A 19,093-nucleotide genomic window follows, 5' to 3' on the forward strand; every position below is an offset into this window, starting at 1 on the left:
GCCCGTCACTGCTCGAAAACCGGAACCGTCTTTACGGGTGACCTTAGACGTTAGCCTGGAGTTCATCACATGCATCCCCGCGTCCTTGAAGTAACTGAGCGACTCATCGCCCGCAGTCGCGATACCCGTCAGCGCTACCTTCAATTGATTCGCGGCGCAGCGAGCGATGGCCCGATGCGCGGCAAGCTTCAATGTGCCAACTTCGCTCACGGCGTCGCTGCCTGCGGGCCGGAAGACAAGCAAAGCCTGCGTCTGATGAACGCCGCTAACGTGGCAATCGTCTCCTCCTACAACGAAATGCTCTCGGCGCATCAGCCCTACGAACACTTTCCTGCCCAGATCAAACAGGCTTTACGTGACATTGGTTCGGTCGGTCAGTTTGCCGGCGGCGTGCCTGCCATGTGCGATGGCGTGACCCAGGGTGAACCGGGTATGGAACTGGCCATTGCCAGTCGCGAAGTGATTGCCATGTCTACGGCAGTTGCTTTGTCACACAATATGTTCGACGCCGCCATGATGTTGGGTATCTGCGACAAGATCGTCCCTGGCCTGATGATGGGTGCACTGCGTTTCGGTCATCTGCCGACCATCTTCGTGCCCGGCGGGCCTATGGTTTCAGGTATCTCCAACAAGGAAAAAGCCGACGTACGGCAGCGTTATGCGGAAGGCAAGGCCAGCCGTGAAGAGTTGCTTGACTCGGAAATGAAGTCCTATCACGGTCCGGGAACCTGCACCTTCTACGGCACGGCCAACACCAACCAGCTGCTGATGGAAGTCATGGGCATGCACCTTCCCGGTGCCTCGTTCGTCAATCCCTACACGCCACTGCGCGATGCGCTGACCGCCGAAGCAGCTCGCCAGGTGACGCGTCTGACCATGCAGAGCGGCAGTTTCATGCCGATCGGCGAAATCGTCGACGAGCGCTCGCTGGTCAACTCCATCGTTGCGTTGCACGCGACGGGTGGTTCGACCAACCACACGCTGCACATGCCGGCGATTGCCCAGGCCGCGGGCATTCAACTGACCTGGCAAGACATGGCCGACCTGTCGGAAGTGGTGCCCACCCTCAGCCACGTTTACCCCAACGGCAAAGCCGATATCAACCACTTCCAGGCGGCGGGCGGCATGTCGTTCCTGATCCGCGAGCTGCTGGCTGCCGGTTTGTTGCACGAAAACGTCAATACCGTGGCCGGTTACGGCTTGAGCCGCTACACCAAAGAGCCATTCCTGGAGGATGGCAAGCTGGTCTGGCGCGAAGGACCGCTTGAAAGCCTTGATGAAAACATTTTGCGTCCGGTCGCCCGTCCGTTCTCGCCGGAAGGTGGTTTGCGGGTCATGGAAGGCAACCTGGGCCGCGGTGTGATGAAAGTCTCTGCCGTGGCCCCGGAGCATCAGATCGTCGAAGCGCCAGCCAAGGTCTTTCAGGATCAGAAGGAGCTGGCCGATGCGTTCAAGGCGGGTGAGCTGGAGTGCGATTTCGTCGCCGTGATGCGCTTCCAGGGGCCGCGCTGCAACGGCATGCCCGAGTTGCACAAGATGACGCCGTTTCTGGGGGTTCTGCAGGACCGTGGTTTCAAGGTTGCGCTGGTCACCGACGGACGCATGTCGGGCGCCTCGGGCAAAATCCCTGCGGCCATTCATGTCTGCCCGGAGGCGTTTGATGGTGGCCCGTTGGCACTGGTGCGCGATGGTGATGTGATCCGTGTGGATGGCGTAAAAGGCACGTTACAAGTTCTGGTCGAAGCGTCAGAATTGGCCGCCAGAGAACCGGCCATCAACCAGATCGACAACAGTGTCGGCTGTGGTCGCGAGCTCTTTGGATTCATGCGCATGGCCTTCAGCTCCGCAGAGCAAGGTGCCAGCGCCTTTACTTCTAGTCTGGAGACGCTCAAGTGAAGTTGGCCCTGGTCGGTGATATAGGCGGTACCAATGCACGTTTTGCCATTTGGGAAGACGACACGCTGCATTCTGTCCGGGTATTCCCGACCATTGACTACGCCGGGCCGGAAAAGGCCATCGAAGTCTATTTGCAGGACCTTGAATTGCAGCGCGGTGATATCAGTCACGTATGCCTGGCCGTGGCCGGACCGGTGGATGGCGATTTTTTTCAATTCACCAACAGCCATTGGCAGTTGAGCCGTGAGGCATTTTGCGCTGACCTGAAAGTCGATCACCTGCTGCTGATCAACGACTTCACCGCCATGGCGCTGGGCATGACCCGGCTCAAGGAAGATGAATACCTGACGGTTTGCCCTGGCGCTGGCAAGCCTGATCGTCCGCGTGTGGTGGTCGGGCCGGGTACGGGGCTGGGCATCGGCACGCTGATCAAGCTTGAAGGCAGTCGCTGGCTGGCGCTGCCGGGCGAGGGCGGGCACGCTGACCTGCCAATCGGCACGGCACGCGAGGCGCTGTTGTGGACACGTCTGATGGCCGAGCATGAGCATGTCAGCGCTGAAGTCGTACTCAGTGGCGCGGGATTGCTGTTGCTGTATCAGGTCAGTTGCGCCCTGGACGATATCGAGCCGGTGCTCAAGTCGCCTGCGGCTGTCACCTCGGCAGCGCTGGCGGGCGACCCGGTAGCCGCAGCCGTGCTGGAGCAGTTCTGTGTGTTTCTCGGCAGGGTGGTGGGCAACAATGTGCTGACTCTGGGCAGCCTGGGCGGTGTGTACATTGTTGGTGGCGTGGTGCCGCGCTTCACTGAGTTCTTCATCAACAGCGGTTTCAAGCGAGCCATGGCCGAGAAGGGTGTGATGAGCGATTATTTCAAGAACCTGCCGGTCTGGCTGGTCACCGCCGAGTACCCTGGCCTGATGGGCTCAGGGGTTGCTCTACAACAGGCCTTCGGTTCGCAGATCTGAGCAGCATCCCATAACAACAAAGATTCACCGTCAAACGAGGACGCCTCAACTTGAGTTCAGTCAGTAAATCGATCCTGCTGGTGGATGACGATCAGGAGATTCGCGAGTTGCTGGACGCCTACCTGAGTCGTGCTGGTTTTCAGGTGCGTACGGTGGGTGATGGCGCTGATTTTCGGCGCGCCTTCAACGAAGAACCCAGTGATTTGCTGATCCTTGATGTGATGCTGCCCGATGAAGACGGTTTCAGTCTGTGCAAATGGATCCGCCAGCATCCGCGCCAGCCGCATGTGCCGATCATCATGTTGACTGCCAGTTCGGACGAAGCCGACCGGGTCATCGGCCTGGAATTGGGGGCTGATGATTATCTGGGCAAGCCGTTCAGCCCGCGTGAGCTGCAAGCGCGTATCAAGGCATTGCTGAGGCGCGCCCAGTTCGGCCAGGAGCGTCCTGGCGGCGATGTCATTCTGTTCGATGAGTGGCGGCTGGACATGGTCAGTCACAGGTTGTTTCACAATGACGGCGAAGAAGTGATTCTGTCCGGTGCCGACTTCGCGCTGCTCAAGCTGTTTCTCGACAATCCCCAGCAGATTCTCGACCGTGACACTATCGGTAATGCCACACGCGGGCGTGAACTGATGCCGCTGGAGCGGATCGTCGATATGGCGGTGAGTCGTCTGCGTCAGCGTCTGCGCGATACCGGCAAGTCGCCGCGTCTGATCCGCACCATTCGCGGTAGTGGTTATCTGCTGGCCGCGAACGTCAACTCGCAAGCGGGCAACGGTTATTAACCCGCCGGTGGCAGGAGCAAAAAGAACCGGCCTGCCACTGCCGCGCTCATTGCTGGGGCGCATGCTGCTGTTGACGTTACTGGCGGTTCTGCTGGCTCAGACACTGTCCAGCGTGATCTGGCTGTCACAGTTGCGCGCCACACAGACCGAAGGGCTGGTGACCAGCGCGCGCAGTCTCGCGTACTCGATGGCAGCCAGTGTCAGTTACTTTCGCTCATTGCCGCTGGCCTATCGGCCCATGGTGCTGGACCAACTGCGCAGTATGGGCGGCACACGTTTCGTCGTCTCGCTCAACGATCACCCGCTGGACATGCAGATCATGCAGCCCACGCCTCGCAAACAGGCGGTGCTGGACGTGGTGGGCGAGGTATTGCGCCAGCGTCTGGGCAATGGGCCGGACATCACCGTATGGTTTGCGCGGCCTGATGAACTGCGCGTTTTCAACAGCGGCCTGAAGCTCGATGAGCTACCGCGTTCCTGGGCGCATTACGCGCTGACACTTGAGCCGGTGAACCCGCCGGTGCTGGTCACGCAAATCGAAATGGCGCCCGGTGAATGGTTCTACATTGCCTCTCTGCTGCCTGAGCCCTACACCTCGCTGGAGGAGCAGGAGCTGCCCCTTCAGCAGGTTTCATTCATCGTCCTGACCAGCGTGTTTTTGCTGTTGTTCATCGGTTTGCTGGTGCATTGGCAGAGCCGTCCGCTCAAACGTCTGGCGCGGGCCGCACGGGACATGTCGCTGGGTGCGGACGTCGAGCCGGTGGTCGAGGGCGGCGGCAGCGAGGTGATTGAGGTCAGCCGTGCGTTCAACGCCATGCGCAACCGTATCAGCCGCTACCTGACCGAACGGGGTCAGTTGTTCAGTGCCATCTCCCATGATTTACGTACGCCCATCACCCGGCTGCGGTTGCGCGTCGAGCTGCTGGAAGATGAGCACATGCAGCACAAATTCAGCCGCGATCTGGACGAACTGGAATTGCTGGTCAAAGGCGCGCTGCAGTGCGTCAAAGACACTGATATTCATGAAAACATCGAGCCGGTGGATCTCAATGCACTGCTTGATTGCCTGGTCGAGCCCTGGCTGAATGTTGAAGGCGACGGACGTGTTACCCAGCAAGGCGAGGCGCAGGCTGCCTATCCCGGCAAGCCGTTGGCGCTGCGGCGCTGCATCGGCAACCTGATCGACAATGCCCTTAAATATGGCCATCGGGCTCATCTGAAAGTCGAGGACAACGCCACGGCTTTTGTCCTGCATGTGGATGACGAAGGGCCTGGTGTGCCCGAGCAACGTCTGGAGCATGTCTTCGAGCCGCATTTTCGTCTGGCAGGCAATCAGCAACAGGGCTACGGTCTGGGCCTGGGTATCGCGCGTAACATCGCCCACAGTCATGGTGGCGAAGTCAGCCTGCAGAACCTGCGTGAGGGTGGGTTGCGGGTGACGCTGCACCTGCCAAGAACAATGGAATGACTTTCCGGGTAGTGGCTTTGAGCTTGTATTTTCAGGGTGTTTCAATTGTCACCATCCTGTGACAATTGCGCGTCCCTTCGTTACTGTCGTTGCGTCTGGCTTGGTTAGACTCCCACGAAGCGCAAGCATCAGACTTGCTCATGCATAACAACAAGAAAGGTCAATTCGATGAATTCCATGTCACGTCTCGCTGTTGTCATCTCTCTCGCTTCGTTGTTCCCTCTGAGCGCTATTGCCGCTGAATCCAAAGGCACTGTAGAAGTTGTGCACTGGTGGACGTCGGGTGGCGAAAAGGCTGCGGTCGATGTTCTGAAGGCGCAGGTCGAAAAAGACGGCTTTGTCTGGAAGGACGGCGCCATCGCAGGCGGTGGCGGCTCCACCGCCATGACCGTGCTCAAGAGCCGTGCGGTTGCTGGTAACCCGCCAGGTGTTGCCCAGATCAAAGGTCCTGACATTCAGGAATGGGCCTCTACCGGTCTGCTTGATACAGACGCGTTGAAAGACGTCGCCAAGGCCGAGAAATGGGACTCGCTGCTGGACAAGAAGGTCTCCGACACCGTGAAGTACGACGGTGACTACGTAGCGGTGCCGGTAAACATCCACCGCGTCAACTGGCTGTGGATCAACCCTGAGGTGTTCAAGAAAGCCGGTATCGACAAGGCGCCCACCACGCTCGAAGAATTTTACGCTGCGGGCGACAAGCTGAAAAAAGCCGGTTTCATTCCGCTCGCCCACGGTGGTCAGCCGTGGCAGGACAGCACCGTCTTTGAAGCCGTTGTGCTTTCGGTCATGGGCGCTGATGGCTACAAGAAGGCCCTGGTTGATCTGGACAAGGACGCGTTGACCGGTGAAGGCATGGTCAAGTCCCTCACGGAGCTCAAGAAAGTCGCGACCTACATGGATGCCGATGGCAAGGGCCAGGACTGGAACCTGGAAGCTGCCAAGGTCATCAACGGCAAGGCCGGCATGCAGATCATGGGTGACTGGGCCAAGAGTGAATGGACCGCAGCCAAGAAAGTCGCCGGCAAGGATTACCAGTGCGTAGCCTTCCCTGGCACCGACAAGGCGTTTACCTACAACATCGACTCGCTGGCGGTGTTCAAGCAGAAAGACAAGGGCACCACTGCCGCACAGCAGGATCTGGCCAAGGTCGCGATGGGCGAGGACTTCCAGAAAGTCTTCAGCATCAACAAGGGCTCGATCCCGGTTCGTGAAGACATGCTGTCCGACATGAGCAAGTACGGTTTCGACTCGTGTGCGCAAACCGCTGCCAAGGATTTCCTGGCCGATTCGAAGACCGGTGGCCTGCAACCAAGCATGGCGCACAACATGGCCACTACGCTGGCGGTGCAGGGTGCGTTCTTTGATGTGGTCACCAACTACATCAACGACCCGGCTGCTGATCCTGCAGCGACAGCCAAGAAGCTGGCCACTGCGGTCAAATCGGCCCAGTAATTCTCTCTGAACCGCCTGTACCCGCAGTTCGTGGTGCTGAAATCCTCTGTTGATTTCACCCGCGGCTGCGGCCTGGATTCGATACACCGGATGGGATACTCCCGATGAGCTCTGTCGCTGCGATCAGCAAAGCCTCGCCAATGGATGCGCTGCAACGCTGGCTACCAAAACTGGTGCTGGCGCCCAGCATGTTCATCGTGCTGGTGGGTTTCTATGGCTACATCCTCTGGACATTCGCGCTTTCGTTTACCAACTCGACGTTTCTGCCGTCCTACAAATGGGTCGGTTTGGCACAATACGCACGCCTGATGGATAACGATCGCTGGTGGGTGGCGAGCAAGAACCTTGCGGTGTTTGGCGGGATGTTCATTGGCATCAGCCTGGTGATCGGTGTTCTGCTGGCCGTCCTGCTGGACCAGCGCATCCGTCGTGAGGGCATGATTCGCACCATTTACCTGTACCCGATGGCACTGTCGATGATCGTCACCGGTACAGCGTGGAAATGGCTGCTCAACCCCGGCCTGGGCCTGGACAAGATGCTGCGCGACTGGGGCTGGGAAGGTTTCCGTCTCGACTGGCTGATCGACCCGGACCGCGTGGTTTACTGCCTGGTCATTGCTGCGGTGTGGCAGTCTTCCGGCTTTGTCATGGCGTTGTTTCTGGCGGGCCTGCGTGGCGTCGATCAATCGATCATTCGCGCTGCGCAGATGGATGGCGCGAGTTTGCCGATGATCTACTGGCGTGTTGTGTTGCCAAGCCTGCGTCCGGTGTTCTTCAGTGCCGTGATGATCCTGGCGCACATTGCCATCAAGAGCTTCGATCTGGTGGCAGCGATGACCGCCGGTGGCCCCGGTTACTCATCCGACCTGCCTGCAATGTTCATGTACTCCTTCACCTTTAGCCGCGGTCAGATGGGCATGGGCTCGGCCAGTGCGATTCTGATGCTCGGCGCGATCCTGGCGATTCTGGTGCCGTACCTGTATTCCGAGCTGAGGACCAAACGCCATGACTAGTCATGTTGGCAAACCGGGCATCAGCTTCAGTCGTATTCTCATTTACGCCGTGCTGATACTGGCCTGTCTGATTTACCTGGTGCCGCTGGTGGTGATGCTGTTCACCAGCTTCAAGACCCCCGAAGATATTGGCACGGGCAACTTGCTGAGCTGGCCAAGTGTGATCACCGCAATCGGCTGGATAAAGGCCTGGGACCTGGTCGATGGTTATTTCTGGAACTCGATAAAAATCACCGTTCCGGCAGTCATCATTTCCACCGCTATTGGCGCGCTCAATGGCTATGTGCTGTCGATGTGGCGCTTCAAGGGCTCGCAGCTGTTTTTCGGTCTGTTGCTGTTTGGTTGCTTCCTGCCGTTTCAGACCGTTCTGCTGCCGGCTTCCTTTACGCTGGGCAAAATGGGCCTGGCCAGTACGACCACCGGGCTGGTGTTTGTGCATGTGGTCTACGGGCTGGCATTTACCACGCTATTCTTCCGTAACTACTACGTCAGCATTCCGGATGCTCTGGTCAAGGCTGCACGGCTGGACGGTGCAGGGTTCTTCACCATCTTCGGGCGCATCATTCTGCCGATGTCCACGCCCATCGTGATGGTCTGCCTTATCTGGCAGTTCACCCAGATATGGAACGATTTCCTGTTCGGCGTTGTGTTCTCCAGCGGTGAATCTCAGCCGATAACCGTGGCCCTGAACAATCTGGTCAACACCAGCACAGGCGCCAAGGAATACAACGTTGACATGGCGGCGGCGATGATTGCCGGCCTGCCGACACTGCTGGTCTACGTACTGGCTGGCAAGTATTTCCTGCGTGGGCTCACGGCCGGCGCGGTCAAGGGGTAATCATGGCGACTCTCGAATTACGCAACGTCAACAAGACCTACGGCAGCAACCTGCCGGACACGCTCAAGAACATTGATCTGTCGATCAAGGATGGCGAGTTTCTGATTCTGGTTGGCCCTTCCGGCTGTGGCAAATCCACCTTGATGAACTGCATTGCCGGTCTGGAAAGCATCAGCGGCGGTGAGATCCTGATCGATGGCCAGGACGTCAGCAGCACCAGCCCCAAGGACCGCGACATCGCGATGGTCTTTCAGTCCTATGCCCTTTACCCGACCATGAGCGTGCGTGAAAACATCGCGTTCGGGTTGAAAATCCGCAAGATGCCGCAGGCCGACATCGATGCGGAAGTGGCTCGCGTAGCCAAGCTGTTGCAGATCGAGCACTTGCTCAATCGCAAGCCGGGCCAGATGTCCGGTGGCCAGCAGCAGCGGGTCGCGATGGGGCGTGCCCTTGCGCGGCGGCCCAAGATCTACCTGTTCGATGAGCCGCTGTCCAACCTCGACGCCAAGTTGCGCGTCGAGATGCGTACCGAAATGAAACTGATGCACCAGCGCCTCAAAACCACCACAGTTTATGTAACCCACGATCAGATCGAGGCCATGACGCTGGGCGACAAGGTCGCGGTCATGAAGGACGGTATCGTTCAGCAATTCGGTACGCCCAAGCAGATTTACACCGATCCGGCCAACCTGTTCGTCGCCAGTTTCATCGGTTCACCGCCGATGAACTTCATCCCGCTGCGTCTGCAACGCAAGGACGGCCAATTGAGTGCGCTGCTCGACAGTGGTCAGGCGCGTTGCGAGCTCCCGGTCGGGGTGTCCGATGCCGGGCTGGAAGATCGAGAAATCATTCTCGGTATCCGGCCAGAACAGATTATGCTTGCTGGCGCTGAATCGAATGGCATGCCGACCATCCGTGCCGAGGTCCAGGTGACCGAGCCTACCGGGCCGGACACGCTGGTGTTCGTCACGCTCAATCAGAGCAAGGTCTGCTGTCGCCTTGCGCCGGATGTCGCACCGCAGGTGGGCGAAAGTCTGACCCTGCAGTTCGACCCTTCCAGAGTGCTGATTTTCGATGCTCAGAGCGGTGAGCGTCTTGGGGTTCTGGGAGCACCGCCTTTGGCTGAACGGGTAAACAATGTCTCAGTTGAGCCGCAAGTGATAAATTGATCCAGCACCGGGCATCGCTGGCCGGCTGTCTACTGCCACAATGAAGCGGCCGACCGGCGAAAACGAAGCAGTGAATGAAGCAAAACGTCTACCAAAGCTAATAACAATAAAACGAGGATTGATGGGATGAAGAAGATCAACAAAGGTAAATCGCTTTCCCGGTTCCAGTTGGTAAGCACGCTGTCGGTATTGGGTGCGATGGGGCTGGCAGGCAGCGTTCATGCTGCCGACGCATTTTCTGCCGATTCACCGTGGATGACTGGCGACTGGAACGGCAAGCGTACCGAACTGCTCGACAAGGGTTATGACTTCTCGCTGGAATACGTTTCCGAGATGGCCAGTAACATCAAGGGCGGTTACAACGATGACAAGACCGGCCGCTACAGCGACCAGTTCGCGCTGGGCATGAAAGTCGATTTGCAAAAGGCTTTCGGCTGGCAGGACGCAGAGTTCAAGCTGGCAATCACCGAACGTAGCGGGCGCAACATTTCCAACGACCGGATCGGCGACCCTCGTGCCGGTACCCTCAGCTCCTCCCAGGAAGTCTGGGGTCGCGGCCAGACCTGGCGTCTGACGCAAATGTGGGTCAAGCAGAAGTACTTTGATGGCGCGCTGGACGTCAAGGCCGGTCGTTTCGGACCGGGCGAAGACTTCAACAGCTTCCCTTGCGATTTCCAGAACCTGTCGTTCTGCGGCTCGCAGGTCGGTAACTATGTGAACACCTGGTACAACTGGCCAATCAGCCAGTGGGCCTTGCGCGTGAAGTACAACATCACGCCGGAAGTGTACGCACAGGTCGGCGTCTACGAGCAGAACCCGTCCAACCTCGAAACCGGCAACGGCTTCAAACTCAGCGGCAGCGGCACCAAAGGCATGATCCTGCCGGTCGAACTGGTCTGGACGCCGACCGTCAATTCGTTGCCCGGTGAATACCGTGTCGGCTTCTACAAGAGCACGCCCAACGCCGATGATGTCTATGAAGACGTCAACGGTCAGCCACAGGCAGCTACCGGCGCTGCGTTCAAGTCGCATGACAGCAAGCACGGCTGGTGGGTTGTTGCTCAGCAACAGCTGACTACCCACGATGGCGATGCATCGCGCGGCCTGAGCATTTTTGCCAACGCTACCGTGCATGACAAGGCCACCAACTTCGTCGATAACTACCAGCAAATCGGTTTCACGTACAAAGGTCCTTTCAACTCGCGTCCGAAAGATGACATCGGTATCGGTATCGCCCGTATCCACGTCAACGACGATGTGCAGGATCGCGTGCGTCTGGCCAACCAGATCAGCGGCATCAACGACTACGACAACCCTGGCTACCTGCCTGTCCAGAGAACTGAGTACAACTCGGAAATCTACTACGGCTTCCACGTTACCAACTGGCTGACCGTGCGTCCCAACCTGCAGTACGTCAAGCATCCTGGCGGTGTAGATCAGGTTGATGACGCGATTGTGGCGGGCATCAAGATCCAGTCGAAGTTCTGAGTACTGATTGACGCGTAACGCGATCAAAGGTCGTGTGTGCTTTGCGGGCAGCCTGGCTGCCCGTTTTTTTTGGCTTGATCCTTTTATTTTTCAGGGACGCGATTGGCGATGACCTCTCTCGACGCGCAACTGCCTGAACATCCATTGCAACGCTTCTTCCGATCCCGACGTGCCAGACCCACTTTCGAGTGGGAGCGTCACCAGCTGCGCGATGTACTGGTTATCGATCATCCGCAGTGTCAGGCAGTCTTCAGTCGCCAGGGCGCGCAGTTGCTGCATTTTCAGCCGCAAGGCCAGAAGCCCTGGCTCTGGTGCGCTGCACAATGGCCGCAGGTGGGGGCGATCCGAGGTGGCGTGCCAGTGTGCTGGCCCTGGTACGGCCGACACCCCGGTGAAAGCGGCTGGCCGGCACACGGCTGGGGACGCTTGCTGGACTGGAAACTGATCGACAGCAGCGAGAGCGAAAAGGGCGTCAGCCTGCACTGGCGCTTGCAGCTGTGGGACTGGCAGGTCGACCTGCATGCCGAGCTGGGGCAAGGCATGGAGTTGCGTCTGAGCACACGCCACGAGGACAGTGAACCGTGTCATTTCAGCCATGCGCTGCATGCGTACTGGCGGATTGGCGATGTGGCTGAAGTTGCGCTCGAGGGCCTTGATGGGGCGCAGGGTTATGACGAACTCAGCCGACAGGTCTGCCAGCAACAAGGCGAATTGCGTGTGGCAGGCGGCTGCCAGCGAGTCTTCGAACATGCCGGAGCCTTGCAACTTCAGGACCCGACCTGGCAGCGCAGGCTGAACATCGACACCGGCGACAGCGTCAATACCGTGGTCTGGCACCCCGGCAACAGACCGCTACTGGGGGTGTGTGGCAGCGAGACCGCAGGTTTTGTGCGCGTGGAAGCTGCTTCTGGTTCCGGCGACGCCTTCAGCTTGCGGCCTGGAGAACAGGTGCAGCTCAAACTGCAAGCCAGCCTGGCGGGGTGAGTTGCGTGTGACGCAGGGCGTCACGAACTGCATGCCGACGCGGAGCGTCGGCACGATAGTGATATCTGAATCGTGCCTTTAACCAAGCTGCTCTAGGCGCTTTTCAACCACGATGGCACAGACAACGCAGAGTGCGACGAAGTCGGGCCGGAAACAGGAGCGAGGGGCTTTGGTTGCTTTGGCCCCATCAAAGTAACTCGCCGAGGGGCGAAAAGGTGAATCGAGTCGAGCCGAAATCTCACTGAATCGCAGGACTGTGTGACGCAGAGCGTCACGAAAGGCATTACCACGCGGAGCGTGGGAACGATAGTCAACGACACCCAGTCAGCCCTGATCTTCTATCGGATAGCGGCTGTCATTCAGGCTTTCCTTGATCTTGCGCAGGTGCGGCTGGAAGTCGACGCCGCGGCGCAGGGTCATGCCGGTGGCCAGCACATCGAGAACGGTGAGCTGGATGATCCGCGAGGTCATCGGCATGTAGATGTCGGTGTCTTCCGGCAGGGGAATGTTCAGGCTCACAGTGCTGGCCTGCGCCAGTGGCGAGCCAGCGGCGGTCAGGCCCAGCACCGAAGCGCCATTGGCACGAGCGATGCGGGCCACTTCCACCAGCTCGCGCGTGCGCCCGGTGTAGGAAATGATCACGAACAATTCACCGGTATGGGCCACCGACGCAATCATTCGTTGCATCAGCACATCGGCATGCGCCGTGACCGCCAGGTTGAAACGGAAAAATTTGTGCTGCGCATCAAGCGCCACCGGCGCTGAGGCACCCAGCCCGAAAAAGTGGATCTGCCGCGCCTGGATCAGCATGTCCACGGACTTGCTGATCAGCGCCGGGTCCAGTTGCTGGCAGGCGCTGTCGAGCGACGCAATGGCGCTGCCGAAAATCTTCTGGGTATACGCCTCGGGATTGTCGTCGGCTTCCACAGCGCGGCTGACGTAGGCTGCGCCACTGGCAAGGCTCTGGGCCAGTTGCAGTTTGAGCTCCGGATAACCGCTGACGCTGAACGAACGGCAGAAGCGGTTGACCGTCGGTTCGCTGACCTTGGCGGCCTGGGCAAGCGCTGCAATGCTCAGTCGCGTAGCCATCTGCGGGTTGAGCAGGATGACTTCGGCCACTTTGCGCTCGGCCTTGTTCAACTCATCGAGTCGGCCCTGGATTTGCTCCAGGAGGTTTCTTACGCGGTCCATTCAAAGTCCTTGTCGGGGGCTGATTCACCAACGGTTTTGGCCTGAGCTTTTTTTAGCTCTTTAGCCTGTAGCAAAGGTGGCCTATCGTACTGAGGGCCTGTGTTGATCACCACTGGAATATGCTTTTAGGCAGAATGTTGTGGTTATTACTACATATGGCCTTGAGTAACGCCTTTAAAAAAGGTATTTGTAGCCTAACTTGATAAAAGAACCAACATTATGCCCTTGATTACGGTTGAACCGTGCACATTTGCCCTGTTTGGTGCCTTGGGGGACCTGGCGGTACGCAAGCTGTTCCCGGCTCTTTATCAGCTTGATCGCGCTGGACTGCTGCACGAAGACACAAAAATTCTTGCCCTGGCGCGTGAACCCGGCGACGAACAGTCGCATCTGGCGTATATCGAAAAATCCATGCGCCGCTTCATTCCCGAGGCCGAACTTGAGCCCGACAACCTGGGCCGGTTTCTGGCGCGCCTCAGCTACCTGCATGTCGACTTCCTCAAAGCTGAGGACTACGTCGCGCTTGCCGAACGCGTCGGCACCGCCGAAACCCTGATCGCCTATTTCGCCACCCCGGCCTCGGTCTACGGCGCAATCTGCGAGAACCTTGCTTCGGTCAATCTGGCCGAGCGTACGCGCGCCGTACTGGAAAAACCCATCGGCCACGACCTGGCTTCTTCGCGCCGGGTTAACGATGCAGTGGCGCAGTTCTTCCCGGAAAACCGCGTTTATCGTATCGACCACTACCTGGGCAAGGACACGGTACAGAACCTCATTGCCCTGCGTTTCGCCAATAGCCTGTTCGAAACCCAGTGGAACCAGAACCATATTTCTCATGTGGAGATCACGGTTGCCGAGAAGGTCGGCATCGAGGGCCGTTGGGGCTATTTCGATCAGGCCGGTCAGTTGCGCGACATGATTCAGAACCACCTGCTGCAACTGCTCTGCCTGATCGCCATGGACCCGCCCAGTGACCTGTCGGCCGACAGTATTCGCGACGAGAAAGTCAAGGTGCTCAAGGCGCTTGCCCCGTTTACGCCCGAGCGTCTGGCAACCCAGGTGGTGCGTGGGCAGTACACCGCTGGCTACAGCGAAGGCAAGGCGGTACCGGGTTATCTGGAGGAAGAGAACTCCAACACCCAGAGCGATACTGAAACCTTCGTCGCGTTGCGTGCCGATATCCGCAACTGGCGCTGGTCGGGTACGCCGTTTTATCTGCGTACCGGCAAGCGCATGCCGCAGAAAATGTCGCAGATCGTGATCCATTTCAAAGAGCCGCCGCACTACATCTTCGCGCCGGAACAGCGTTTGCAGATCAGCAACCGCCTGATCATCCGCCTGCAGCCTGACGAAGGCATTTCCTTGCAGGTGATGACCAAGGACCAGGGGCTGGATAAAGGCATGCAGCTGCGCAGCGGGCCCTTGCAACTGAATTTTTCCGACACCTACCGCAGCGCTCGTGTCCCCGACGCTTATGAGCGGTTGTTGCTGGAAGTCATGCGTGGCAATCAGAACCTGTTTGTCCGCAAAGATGAAATCGAGTACGCCTGGCAATGGTGCGATCAGTTGATCGCTGGCTGGAAGAAGGCGGGCGATGCGCCCAAGCCTTATCCGGCCGGAACCTGGGGGCCAATGAGCTCCATTGCCCTGATTACTCGCGACGGGAGATCCTGGTATGGCGATATGTGACCTTGAGCTGCCAGCAGGGCTGGTAGCACGTGATTTCGACACACCGCAGCAACTGGCTGATGCGCTGGCGGCCAACGTCGCCGAGCGCCTGAAGCAGGCAATTGGCGAAAACGGTCAGGCGACCCTGGTGGTGTCCGGTGGTCGCAGTCCGGTGGCCTTTTTCCAGAGCCTGGCCGTGCAGCCGCTGGACTGGTCGAAAGTGGTCATCAGCCTGGCCGACGAGCGTTTTGTGCCGACCGAGCATGTCGACAGCAATGCGGGCCTGCTGCAGCGCCACTTGCTGCAGGGGCCTGTGGCGAAGGCGAAGTTTCTGGGGCTGTACAGCGTGGCGGGCACTGTAGAAGAAGCAGCGCTGGCTGCAGATCAGGCGCTGGCCGAGCTGCCACCGATTGATGTACTGATTCTGGGCATGGGCGACGACGGGCATACCGCGTCGCTGTTCCCCGATAGCCCGAACCTGAAAGAAGCCCTTGATCTGCAAGGCGAGCGCCGCTGTCTGCCGATGCTCGCACCGAGCGTGCCGCACCAGCGTCTGACCCTGACCCGCCGCCTGCTGGCGTCGGCACGTTCGCCGATCCTGTCGGTGTCCGGTCAGGCCAAACTCGACACCCTGCGCACCGCGCTGGCGGGCAATGACCTCGCCGAGATGCCGGTGCGTGCCTTTCTCAACCCGTCTCTCGAGATTTACTGGTGCCCATAAGCCCCATAAGCCCCACAAACAAAGGATCCGTCGCCATGACACAGAACGAAAATAATCAGCCGCTCATCAGCATGGCGAACAAGATTGCCCAGATTGACGAACTCTGCGCCAAGGCGAAGATTCTGCCGGTCATCACTATTGCTCGTGACCAGGATGTGCTGCCTCTGGCCGATGCGCTGGCCGCTGGCGGCATGACTGCACTGGAAGTTACGCTGCGCTCGGCGTTCGGTCTGAGCGCCATCCGTATTCTGCGTGAACAGCGCCCGGAACTGTGTGTGGGCGCCGGCACCATTCTTGACCGCAAGATGCTGGCAGATGCCGAAGCGGCAGGTTCGCAGTTCATTGTGACCCCTGGCAGCACGCAAGACCTGCTGCAAGCCGCAGTCGACAGCCCGTTGCCCCTTTTGCCGGGCGTCAGCAGTGCCTCGGAAATCATGATCGGTTATGCCATGGGCTATCGCCGTTTCAAGCTGTTCCCGGCCGAGATCAGCGGCGGCGTGGCGGCAATCAAGGCCTTGGGCGGACCTTTCAATGAGGTGCGTTTCTGCCCGACTGGCGGCGTCAACGAGCAGAACCTGAAGAGCTACATGGCCTTGCCCAATGTAATGTGCGTGGGCGGGACCTGGATGATTGATAACGCCTGGGTCAAGAATGGCGACTGGGGCCGCATTCAGGAAGCCACTGCGCAGGCAATGGCGTTGTTTGACTGATTTTCAGGATTTCGGAATCAGCCCCTTTGCGGCTGATTCCGACAAGGAAGTTGTTGTTGGTTGTATGGCTTTTCGGTGCTCCCTGGTCCGGAGCACCGTTTTTTTCTCCCCGGACCGCATCTTTGTTTATCCCTTGTCCTTGAACGAGTGACGTGGGCGCGTGCGCAGCGGGTCCAATAGCGCGCCAAGGCCGTTGTGATCGATTTCCTGCATCAATGCCAGCAAACCTCCCAGTTCACCTTTCGGAAAGCCTTCGCGCGCGAACCAGTTCAGATAATGACCTGGCAAGTCGGCGATCAGCCGTCCTTTGTATTTGCCGAATGGCATTTCCTGCGTCACCAATAACCTGAGCTTCTCCGGGTTCATCTGCAAGCCTCCCATCAATACATATCGAACAGCACAATACGTGCATTCTGCATGCAGGCCAAACGACAGATCATGCAGAAGTCACGAACAGCCAATTGTGAAAATTTCATAACTTATTGATTTTAATGAATTATTCACATATCAAAAACTGGCACGGTGTCTGCAATTACCTATTCATCTACACACTTTCGTATCAACCTGCCATTAGGAAATTATCAAATGACTGATATCAACAAAGAAACGATCTCTATCCTGAATGACCTGATCGAAACCAGCATCGACGGTAAAGAAGGCTTCGAGACCAGCGCAAAGAACGCGAAAAGCCCACAGGTAAAAACATTCCTGGCACGTCGTGCTACCGAAGTGGATGGTGCGGTACGTGAGTTGCAGCAGCATGTACAGCAACTGGGTGGCAAGCCAGAAGATTCTTCCAGCGTATCGGCTGACGTGCATCAGGCATGGGTCAAGCTGAAAACCGCCTTCACCAGCAACGACGACAAAGCCGTACTGGAAGAAGTAGAGCGTGGCGAAGACGTTGCCAAGAAGGCCTACAGCAAAGCTCTTGAGAAGTCGCGTGAGAAGGCTATCTCCCCAGCCGTGATCGCTGTGATTGAAAAGCAGTATCAAGGCGTGCTGAAAAATCACGACGAAGTCAAAGCACTGCGTGACGCAGCCCGCGCCGCATCGTAATTCGATGTTGCAGCGGTAACAAAAAAACGCCAGCCAGTCTGGCGTTTTTTTATGCCCGTTGGCAGCTCATCAAACCTGGTCGGTCATTTCTCTGGTAACCGAACTACGATGCTCCACGCGGTTACGGCCCTTGTGCTTGGCCTGATAAAGCGCCTTGTCAGCTATTCCGAAAAACGCCTCCAGTTTGTCTCCCTGACGCACCATCTCTGAAACGATACCGATACTCACGGTTATGGGCTGTTGTGCACCCGGAAACAGCGGCAGTGATTCAGCTGCCTTGCGGATCTGTTCGGCAATCATCATGGCCCCAGGCAAGTCGGTTTCCGGTAGCACTACCACAAACTCCTCGCCGCCATAGCGTGCAACCCGGTCGCCGGGCCGGCGGATATTGCAGGAGATGGTTTGTGCAATAAGGCGCAGTGCTTCGTCACCGCCCTGATGACCATGACGCTCGTTGAATGCCTTGAAATGGTCTACATCGATCATCAGCAAGGACAGCTGTTTGCCTGAGCGCTGTGCCCGTGCCCATTCGGTTTCCATGCCTTCGTCAAGTTGGCGACGATTGTCGAGCCCGGTCAGGCCGTCCGTAGCGGCAAGGCTGGCCAGTGCATCCTCGGCGCGATGGCGTCGTCGCAACTCGCGACACAGCAGCCATGTCAGCCACAGGATTCCGAGACACAGTACGCTGGTAGCGGAGCCGACCAGCCAGGCATTGCGCCGCCATACCGCGTACACCTCGTCCTCGGACTGACCGATGACGACAATCAGCGGCAGATTGCCGACCCGGGAAAATGTATACAGCCGACGAGCGTTCAACTGCGTCGACATGGCAGCAAAGCTGCCATCTCCTTCCTGAAGAATGCGCTGAAAGTTGGGGCTGTGGCTGTAATCCTTGCCGATCAGATCTTCGCCCTCCAGATCGGGATAGCGGACGATCAGGATGCCTGCGGTATTGATCAGGTTGATACTGCTGCCGACACCCAGATTCTGGCTCATGAACAAGTGTTTGAAATACACCAGCCGCATTGCCGCACTTACAATGCCGTTGAACTCTCCGTTGGGGCCTGACATGCGACGGCTGAAACTGATGCACCAGTCCTTGTAACCCCAACGACTTTTGTACGGCGCACTGACGTGCAGACCCAGCGAAGGGTTCACCGTGTGCTCTTTGAAATAGGAGCGGTCGGAGAAGTTGTCGTTTCGAGGGATGACGGACAGTGAGTCAGCCAATATGGCGCCCTTGTTATCGAGCATTACCAGATCGCCTTTGAAAGACGCCGCAGTGGAGCGATCAAACAGGACAAGTTGTCGCAGTTCAGGTGACAGATCCTGAAGGTCCGGACGCTGCCATGCGCTGATCATGCCTTGCAGGGACGAGTCGTAAAGTTCTGCGTTATGCATGACGTCGGCATCAATCAATTGCACGATATTGGCCGCCGCACGCGCCGCAGTCTGCGCTGCGTCGTCACGCTCCCGGGCCAGTAGAGACGCCACAATCCCCAGTATGGCGAACATTGACAGTGAACTGCCAAAGATCAGCATGAGTTCCGGTCGGGTCCATTTGAGCCGGTCTTGCCGAGATGACGCAAACAACATCATTGGTTGTTCTACCTGCAGACGAATGAATCTTGATAAATGGTTAAGTCAGTTATCATTATTTTTATGATTTTAATGCTGGGTGTATAA

17 protein-coding genes are annotated in these 19,093 nt (G+C 58.0%); 14 read left to right on the forward strand and 3 right to left on the reverse strand.

All coding sequences use genetic code 11. The features are described 5' to 3' along the window. The first annotated feature begins 69 nt into the window (after positions 1-69). The 10 genes from edd (at position 70) to RGM3321_RS25670 (ending at position 12,061) form a co-directional block, all read left to right on the forward strand. Positions 70-1,896, forward strand: a complete 1,827-nt coding sequence (gene edd, locus RGM3321_RS25625) for a phosphogluconate dehydratase (RefSeq protein ID WP_002552315.1) — start codon at positions 70-72, stop codon at positions 1,894-1,896. After that, positions 1,893-2,858: a glucokinase gene (locus RGM3321_RS25630; protein ID WP_244395385.1), complete on the forward strand. Its 966-nt coding sequence runs from the start codon at positions 1,893-1,895 to the stop codon at positions 2,856-2,858. Before edd ends, RGM3321_RS25630 begins: the two co-directional genes overlap by 4 nt. A 50-nt stretch (positions 2,859-2,908) precedes the next feature. Beyond that, positions 2,909-3,646, forward strand: coding sequence for a response regulator transcription factor (locus tag RGM3321_RS25635; RefSeq protein ID WP_044319266.1), 738 nt, complete (start codon positions 2,909-2,911; stop codon positions 3,644-3,646). 61 nt (positions 3,647-3,707) lie between these two features. Further along, positions 3,708-5,114, forward strand: a complete 1,407-nt coding sequence (locus tag RGM3321_RS25640; protein WP_279614152.1) for an ATP-binding protein — start codon at positions 3,708-3,710, stop codon at positions 5,112-5,114. Positions 5,115-5,282: 168 nt separating this feature from the next. After that, complete coding sequence (locus RGM3321_RS25645) at positions 5,283-6,569, forward strand: ABC transporter substrate-binding protein (protein ID WP_244395386.1); 1,287 nt, start codon at positions 5,283-5,285, stop codon at positions 6,567-6,569. A gap of 104 nt (positions 6,570-6,673) precedes the next feature. Beyond that, positions 6,674-7,582 carry a sugar ABC transporter permease gene (locus RGM3321_RS25650; protein WP_244395387.1) on the forward strand — a complete coding sequence of 303 codons (909 nt, stop codon included), beginning with the start codon at positions 6,674-6,676 and terminating at the stop codon, positions 7,580-7,582. Further along, positions 7,575-8,420, forward strand: a complete 846-nt coding sequence (locus RGM3321_RS25655) for a carbohydrate ABC transporter permease (protein WP_004656028.1) — start codon at positions 7,575-7,577, stop codon at positions 8,418-8,420. The genes RGM3321_RS25650 and RGM3321_RS25655 overlap by 8 nt, the downstream gene beginning before the upstream one ends. 2 nt (positions 8,421-8,422) lie before the next feature. Next, on the forward strand, positions 8,423-9,589 hold the full coding sequence (locus tag RGM3321_RS25660; RefSeq protein ID WP_244395388.1) for an ABC transporter ATP-binding protein: 1,167 nt from the start codon (positions 8,423-8,425) through the stop codon (positions 9,587-9,589). Positions 9,590-9,715: 126 nt separating this feature from the next. Then, positions 9,716-11,077, forward strand: coding sequence for a carbohydrate porin (locus RGM3321_RS25665; protein ID WP_244395389.1), 1,362 nt, complete (start codon positions 9,716-9,718; stop codon positions 11,075-11,077). Between the two features lie 108 nt (positions 11,078-11,185). After that, on the forward strand, positions 11,186-12,061 hold the full coding sequence (locus RGM3321_RS25670) for a D-hexose-6-phosphate mutarotase (protein WP_244395390.1): 876 nt from the start codon (positions 11,186-11,188) through the stop codon (positions 12,059-12,061). A gap of 324 nt (positions 12,062-12,385) precedes the next feature. Here the strand turns inward: RGM3321_RS25670 and RGM3321_RS25675 are convergent, their stop codons facing one another. Next, positions 12,386-13,252: a MurR/RpiR family transcriptional regulator gene (locus RGM3321_RS25675; RefSeq protein ID WP_002552324.1), complete on the reverse strand. Its 867-nt coding sequence runs from the start codon at positions 13,250-13,252 to the stop codon at positions 12,386-12,388. A gap of 219 nt (positions 13,253-13,471) precedes the next feature. On the opposite strand from RGM3321_RS25675, the gene zwf reads away from it, so the two are divergent. The 3 genes from zwf to RGM3321_RS25690 are packed head-to-tail and all read left to right on the forward strand — an operon-like array spanning position 13,472 to position 16,351. Continuing rightward, entirely contained in the window at positions 13,472-14,941 is a 1,470-nt protein-coding gene (zwf, locus tag RGM3321_RS25680; RefSeq protein ID WP_004656035.1) for a glucose-6-phosphate dehydrogenase, read from the forward strand. Continuing rightward, complete coding sequence (gene pgl / locus RGM3321_RS25685) at positions 14,928-15,641, forward strand: 6-phosphogluconolactonase (protein WP_244395391.1); 714 nt, start codon at positions 14,928-14,930, stop codon at positions 15,639-15,641. The genes zwf and pgl overlap by 14 nt, the downstream gene beginning before the upstream one ends. 35 nt (positions 15,642-15,676) lie before the next feature. Beyond that, positions 15,677-16,351, forward strand: coding sequence for a bifunctional 4-hydroxy-2-oxoglutarate aldolase/2-dehydro-3-deoxy-phosphogluconate aldolase (locus RGM3321_RS25690; protein WP_002552327.1), 675 nt, complete (start codon positions 15,677-15,679; stop codon positions 16,349-16,351). 126 nt (positions 16,352-16,477) lie between these two features. Here RGM3321_RS25690 and RGM3321_RS25695 read toward each other — a convergent pair whose 3' ends face one another. Further along, the gene (locus RGM3321_RS25695; RefSeq protein WP_244395392.1) at positions 16,478-16,717 is read right to left on the reverse strand and encodes a DUF3820 family protein; all 240 of its coding nucleotides are present in this window, start codon (positions 16,715-16,717) and stop codon (positions 16,478-16,480) included. Positions 16,718-16,936: 219 nt separating this feature from the next. Here RGM3321_RS25695 and RGM3321_RS25700 point away from each other — a divergent pair, with 219 nt between their 5' ends. Then, complete coding sequence (locus RGM3321_RS25700; RefSeq protein WP_244395393.1) at positions 16,937-17,407, forward strand: PA2169 family four-helix-bundle protein; 471 nt, start codon at positions 16,937-16,939, stop codon at positions 17,405-17,407. Between the two features lie 69 nt (positions 17,408-17,476). Here the strand turns inward: RGM3321_RS25700 and RGM3321_RS25705 are convergent, their stop codons facing one another. After that, positions 17,477-19,006, reverse strand: a complete 1,530-nt coding sequence (locus RGM3321_RS25705) for a sensor domain-containing diguanylate cyclase (RefSeq protein WP_244395394.1) — start codon at positions 19,004-19,006, stop codon at positions 17,477-17,479. Positions 19,007-19,093: the final 87 nt, after the last annotated feature.

The sequence above is a fragment of the Pseudomonas sp. RGM 3321 genome, assembly GCF_022836805.1.
Taxonomy (GTDB): Bacteria; Pseudomonadota; Gammaproteobacteria; order Pseudomonadales; family Pseudomonadaceae; genus Aquipseudomonas.

What these genes read in the sequence shown, in the direction of transcription:
- edd (WP_002552315.1), top strand. Translation starts at nt 70, where the DNA reads ATGCATCCCCGCGTCCTTGAAGTAACTGAGCGACTCATCGCCCGCAGT.
- RGM3321_RS25640 (WP_279614152.1), top strand. Translation starts at nt 3,708, where the DNA reads ATGCTGCTGTTGACGTTACTGGCGGTTCTGCTGGCTCAGACACTGTCC.
- RGM3321_RS25645 (WP_244395386.1), top strand. Translation starts at nt 5,283, where the DNA reads ATGAATTCCATGTCACGTCTCGCTGTTGTCATCTCTCTCGCTTCGTTG.
- RGM3321_RS25650 (WP_244395387.1), top strand. Translation starts at nt 6,674, where the DNA reads ATGAGCTCTGTCGCTGCGATCAGCAAAGCCTCGCCAATGGATGCGCTG.
- RGM3321_RS25655 (WP_004656028.1), top strand. Translation starts at nt 7,575, where the DNA reads ATGACTAGTCATGTTGGCAAACCGGGCATCAGCTTCAGTCGTATTCTC.
- RGM3321_RS25660 (WP_244395388.1), top strand. Translation starts at nt 8,423, where the DNA reads ATGGCGACTCTCGAATTACGCAACGTCAACAAGACCTACGGCAGCAAC.
- RGM3321_RS25665 (WP_244395389.1), top strand. Translation starts at nt 9,716, where the DNA reads ATGAAGAAGATCAACAAAGGTAAATCGCTTTCCCGGTTCCAGTTGGTA.
- RGM3321_RS25670 (WP_244395390.1), top strand. Translation starts at nt 11,186, where the DNA reads ATGACCTCTCTCGACGCGCAACTGCCTGAACATCCATTGCAACGCTTC.
- RGM3321_RS25675 (WP_002552324.1), bottom strand. Translation starts at nt 13,252, where the DNA reads ATGGACCGCGTAAGAAACCTCCTGGAGCAAATCCAGGGCCGACTCGAT.
- zwf (WP_004656035.1), top strand. Translation starts at nt 13,472, where the DNA reads ATGCCCTTGATTACGGTTGAACCGTGCACATTTGCCCTGTTTGGTGCC.
- pgl (WP_244395391.1), top strand. Translation starts at nt 14,928, where the DNA reads ATGGCGATATGTGACCTTGAGCTGCCAGCAGGGCTGGTAGCACGTGAT.
- RGM3321_RS25690 (WP_002552327.1), top strand. Translation starts at nt 15,677, where the DNA reads ATGACACAGAACGAAAATAATCAGCCGCTCATCAGCATGGCGAACAAG.
- RGM3321_RS25695 (WP_244395392.1), bottom strand. Translation starts at nt 16,717, where the DNA reads ATGAACCCGGAGAAGCTCAGGTTATTGGTGACGCAGGAAATGCCATTC.
- RGM3321_RS25700 (WP_244395393.1), top strand. Translation starts at nt 16,937, where the DNA reads ATGACTGATATCAACAAAGAAACGATCTCTATCCTGAATGACCTGATC.
- RGM3321_RS25705 (WP_244395394.1), bottom strand. Translation starts at nt 19,006, where the DNA reads ATGATGTTGTTTGCGTCATCTCGGCAAGACCGGCTCAAATGGACCCGA.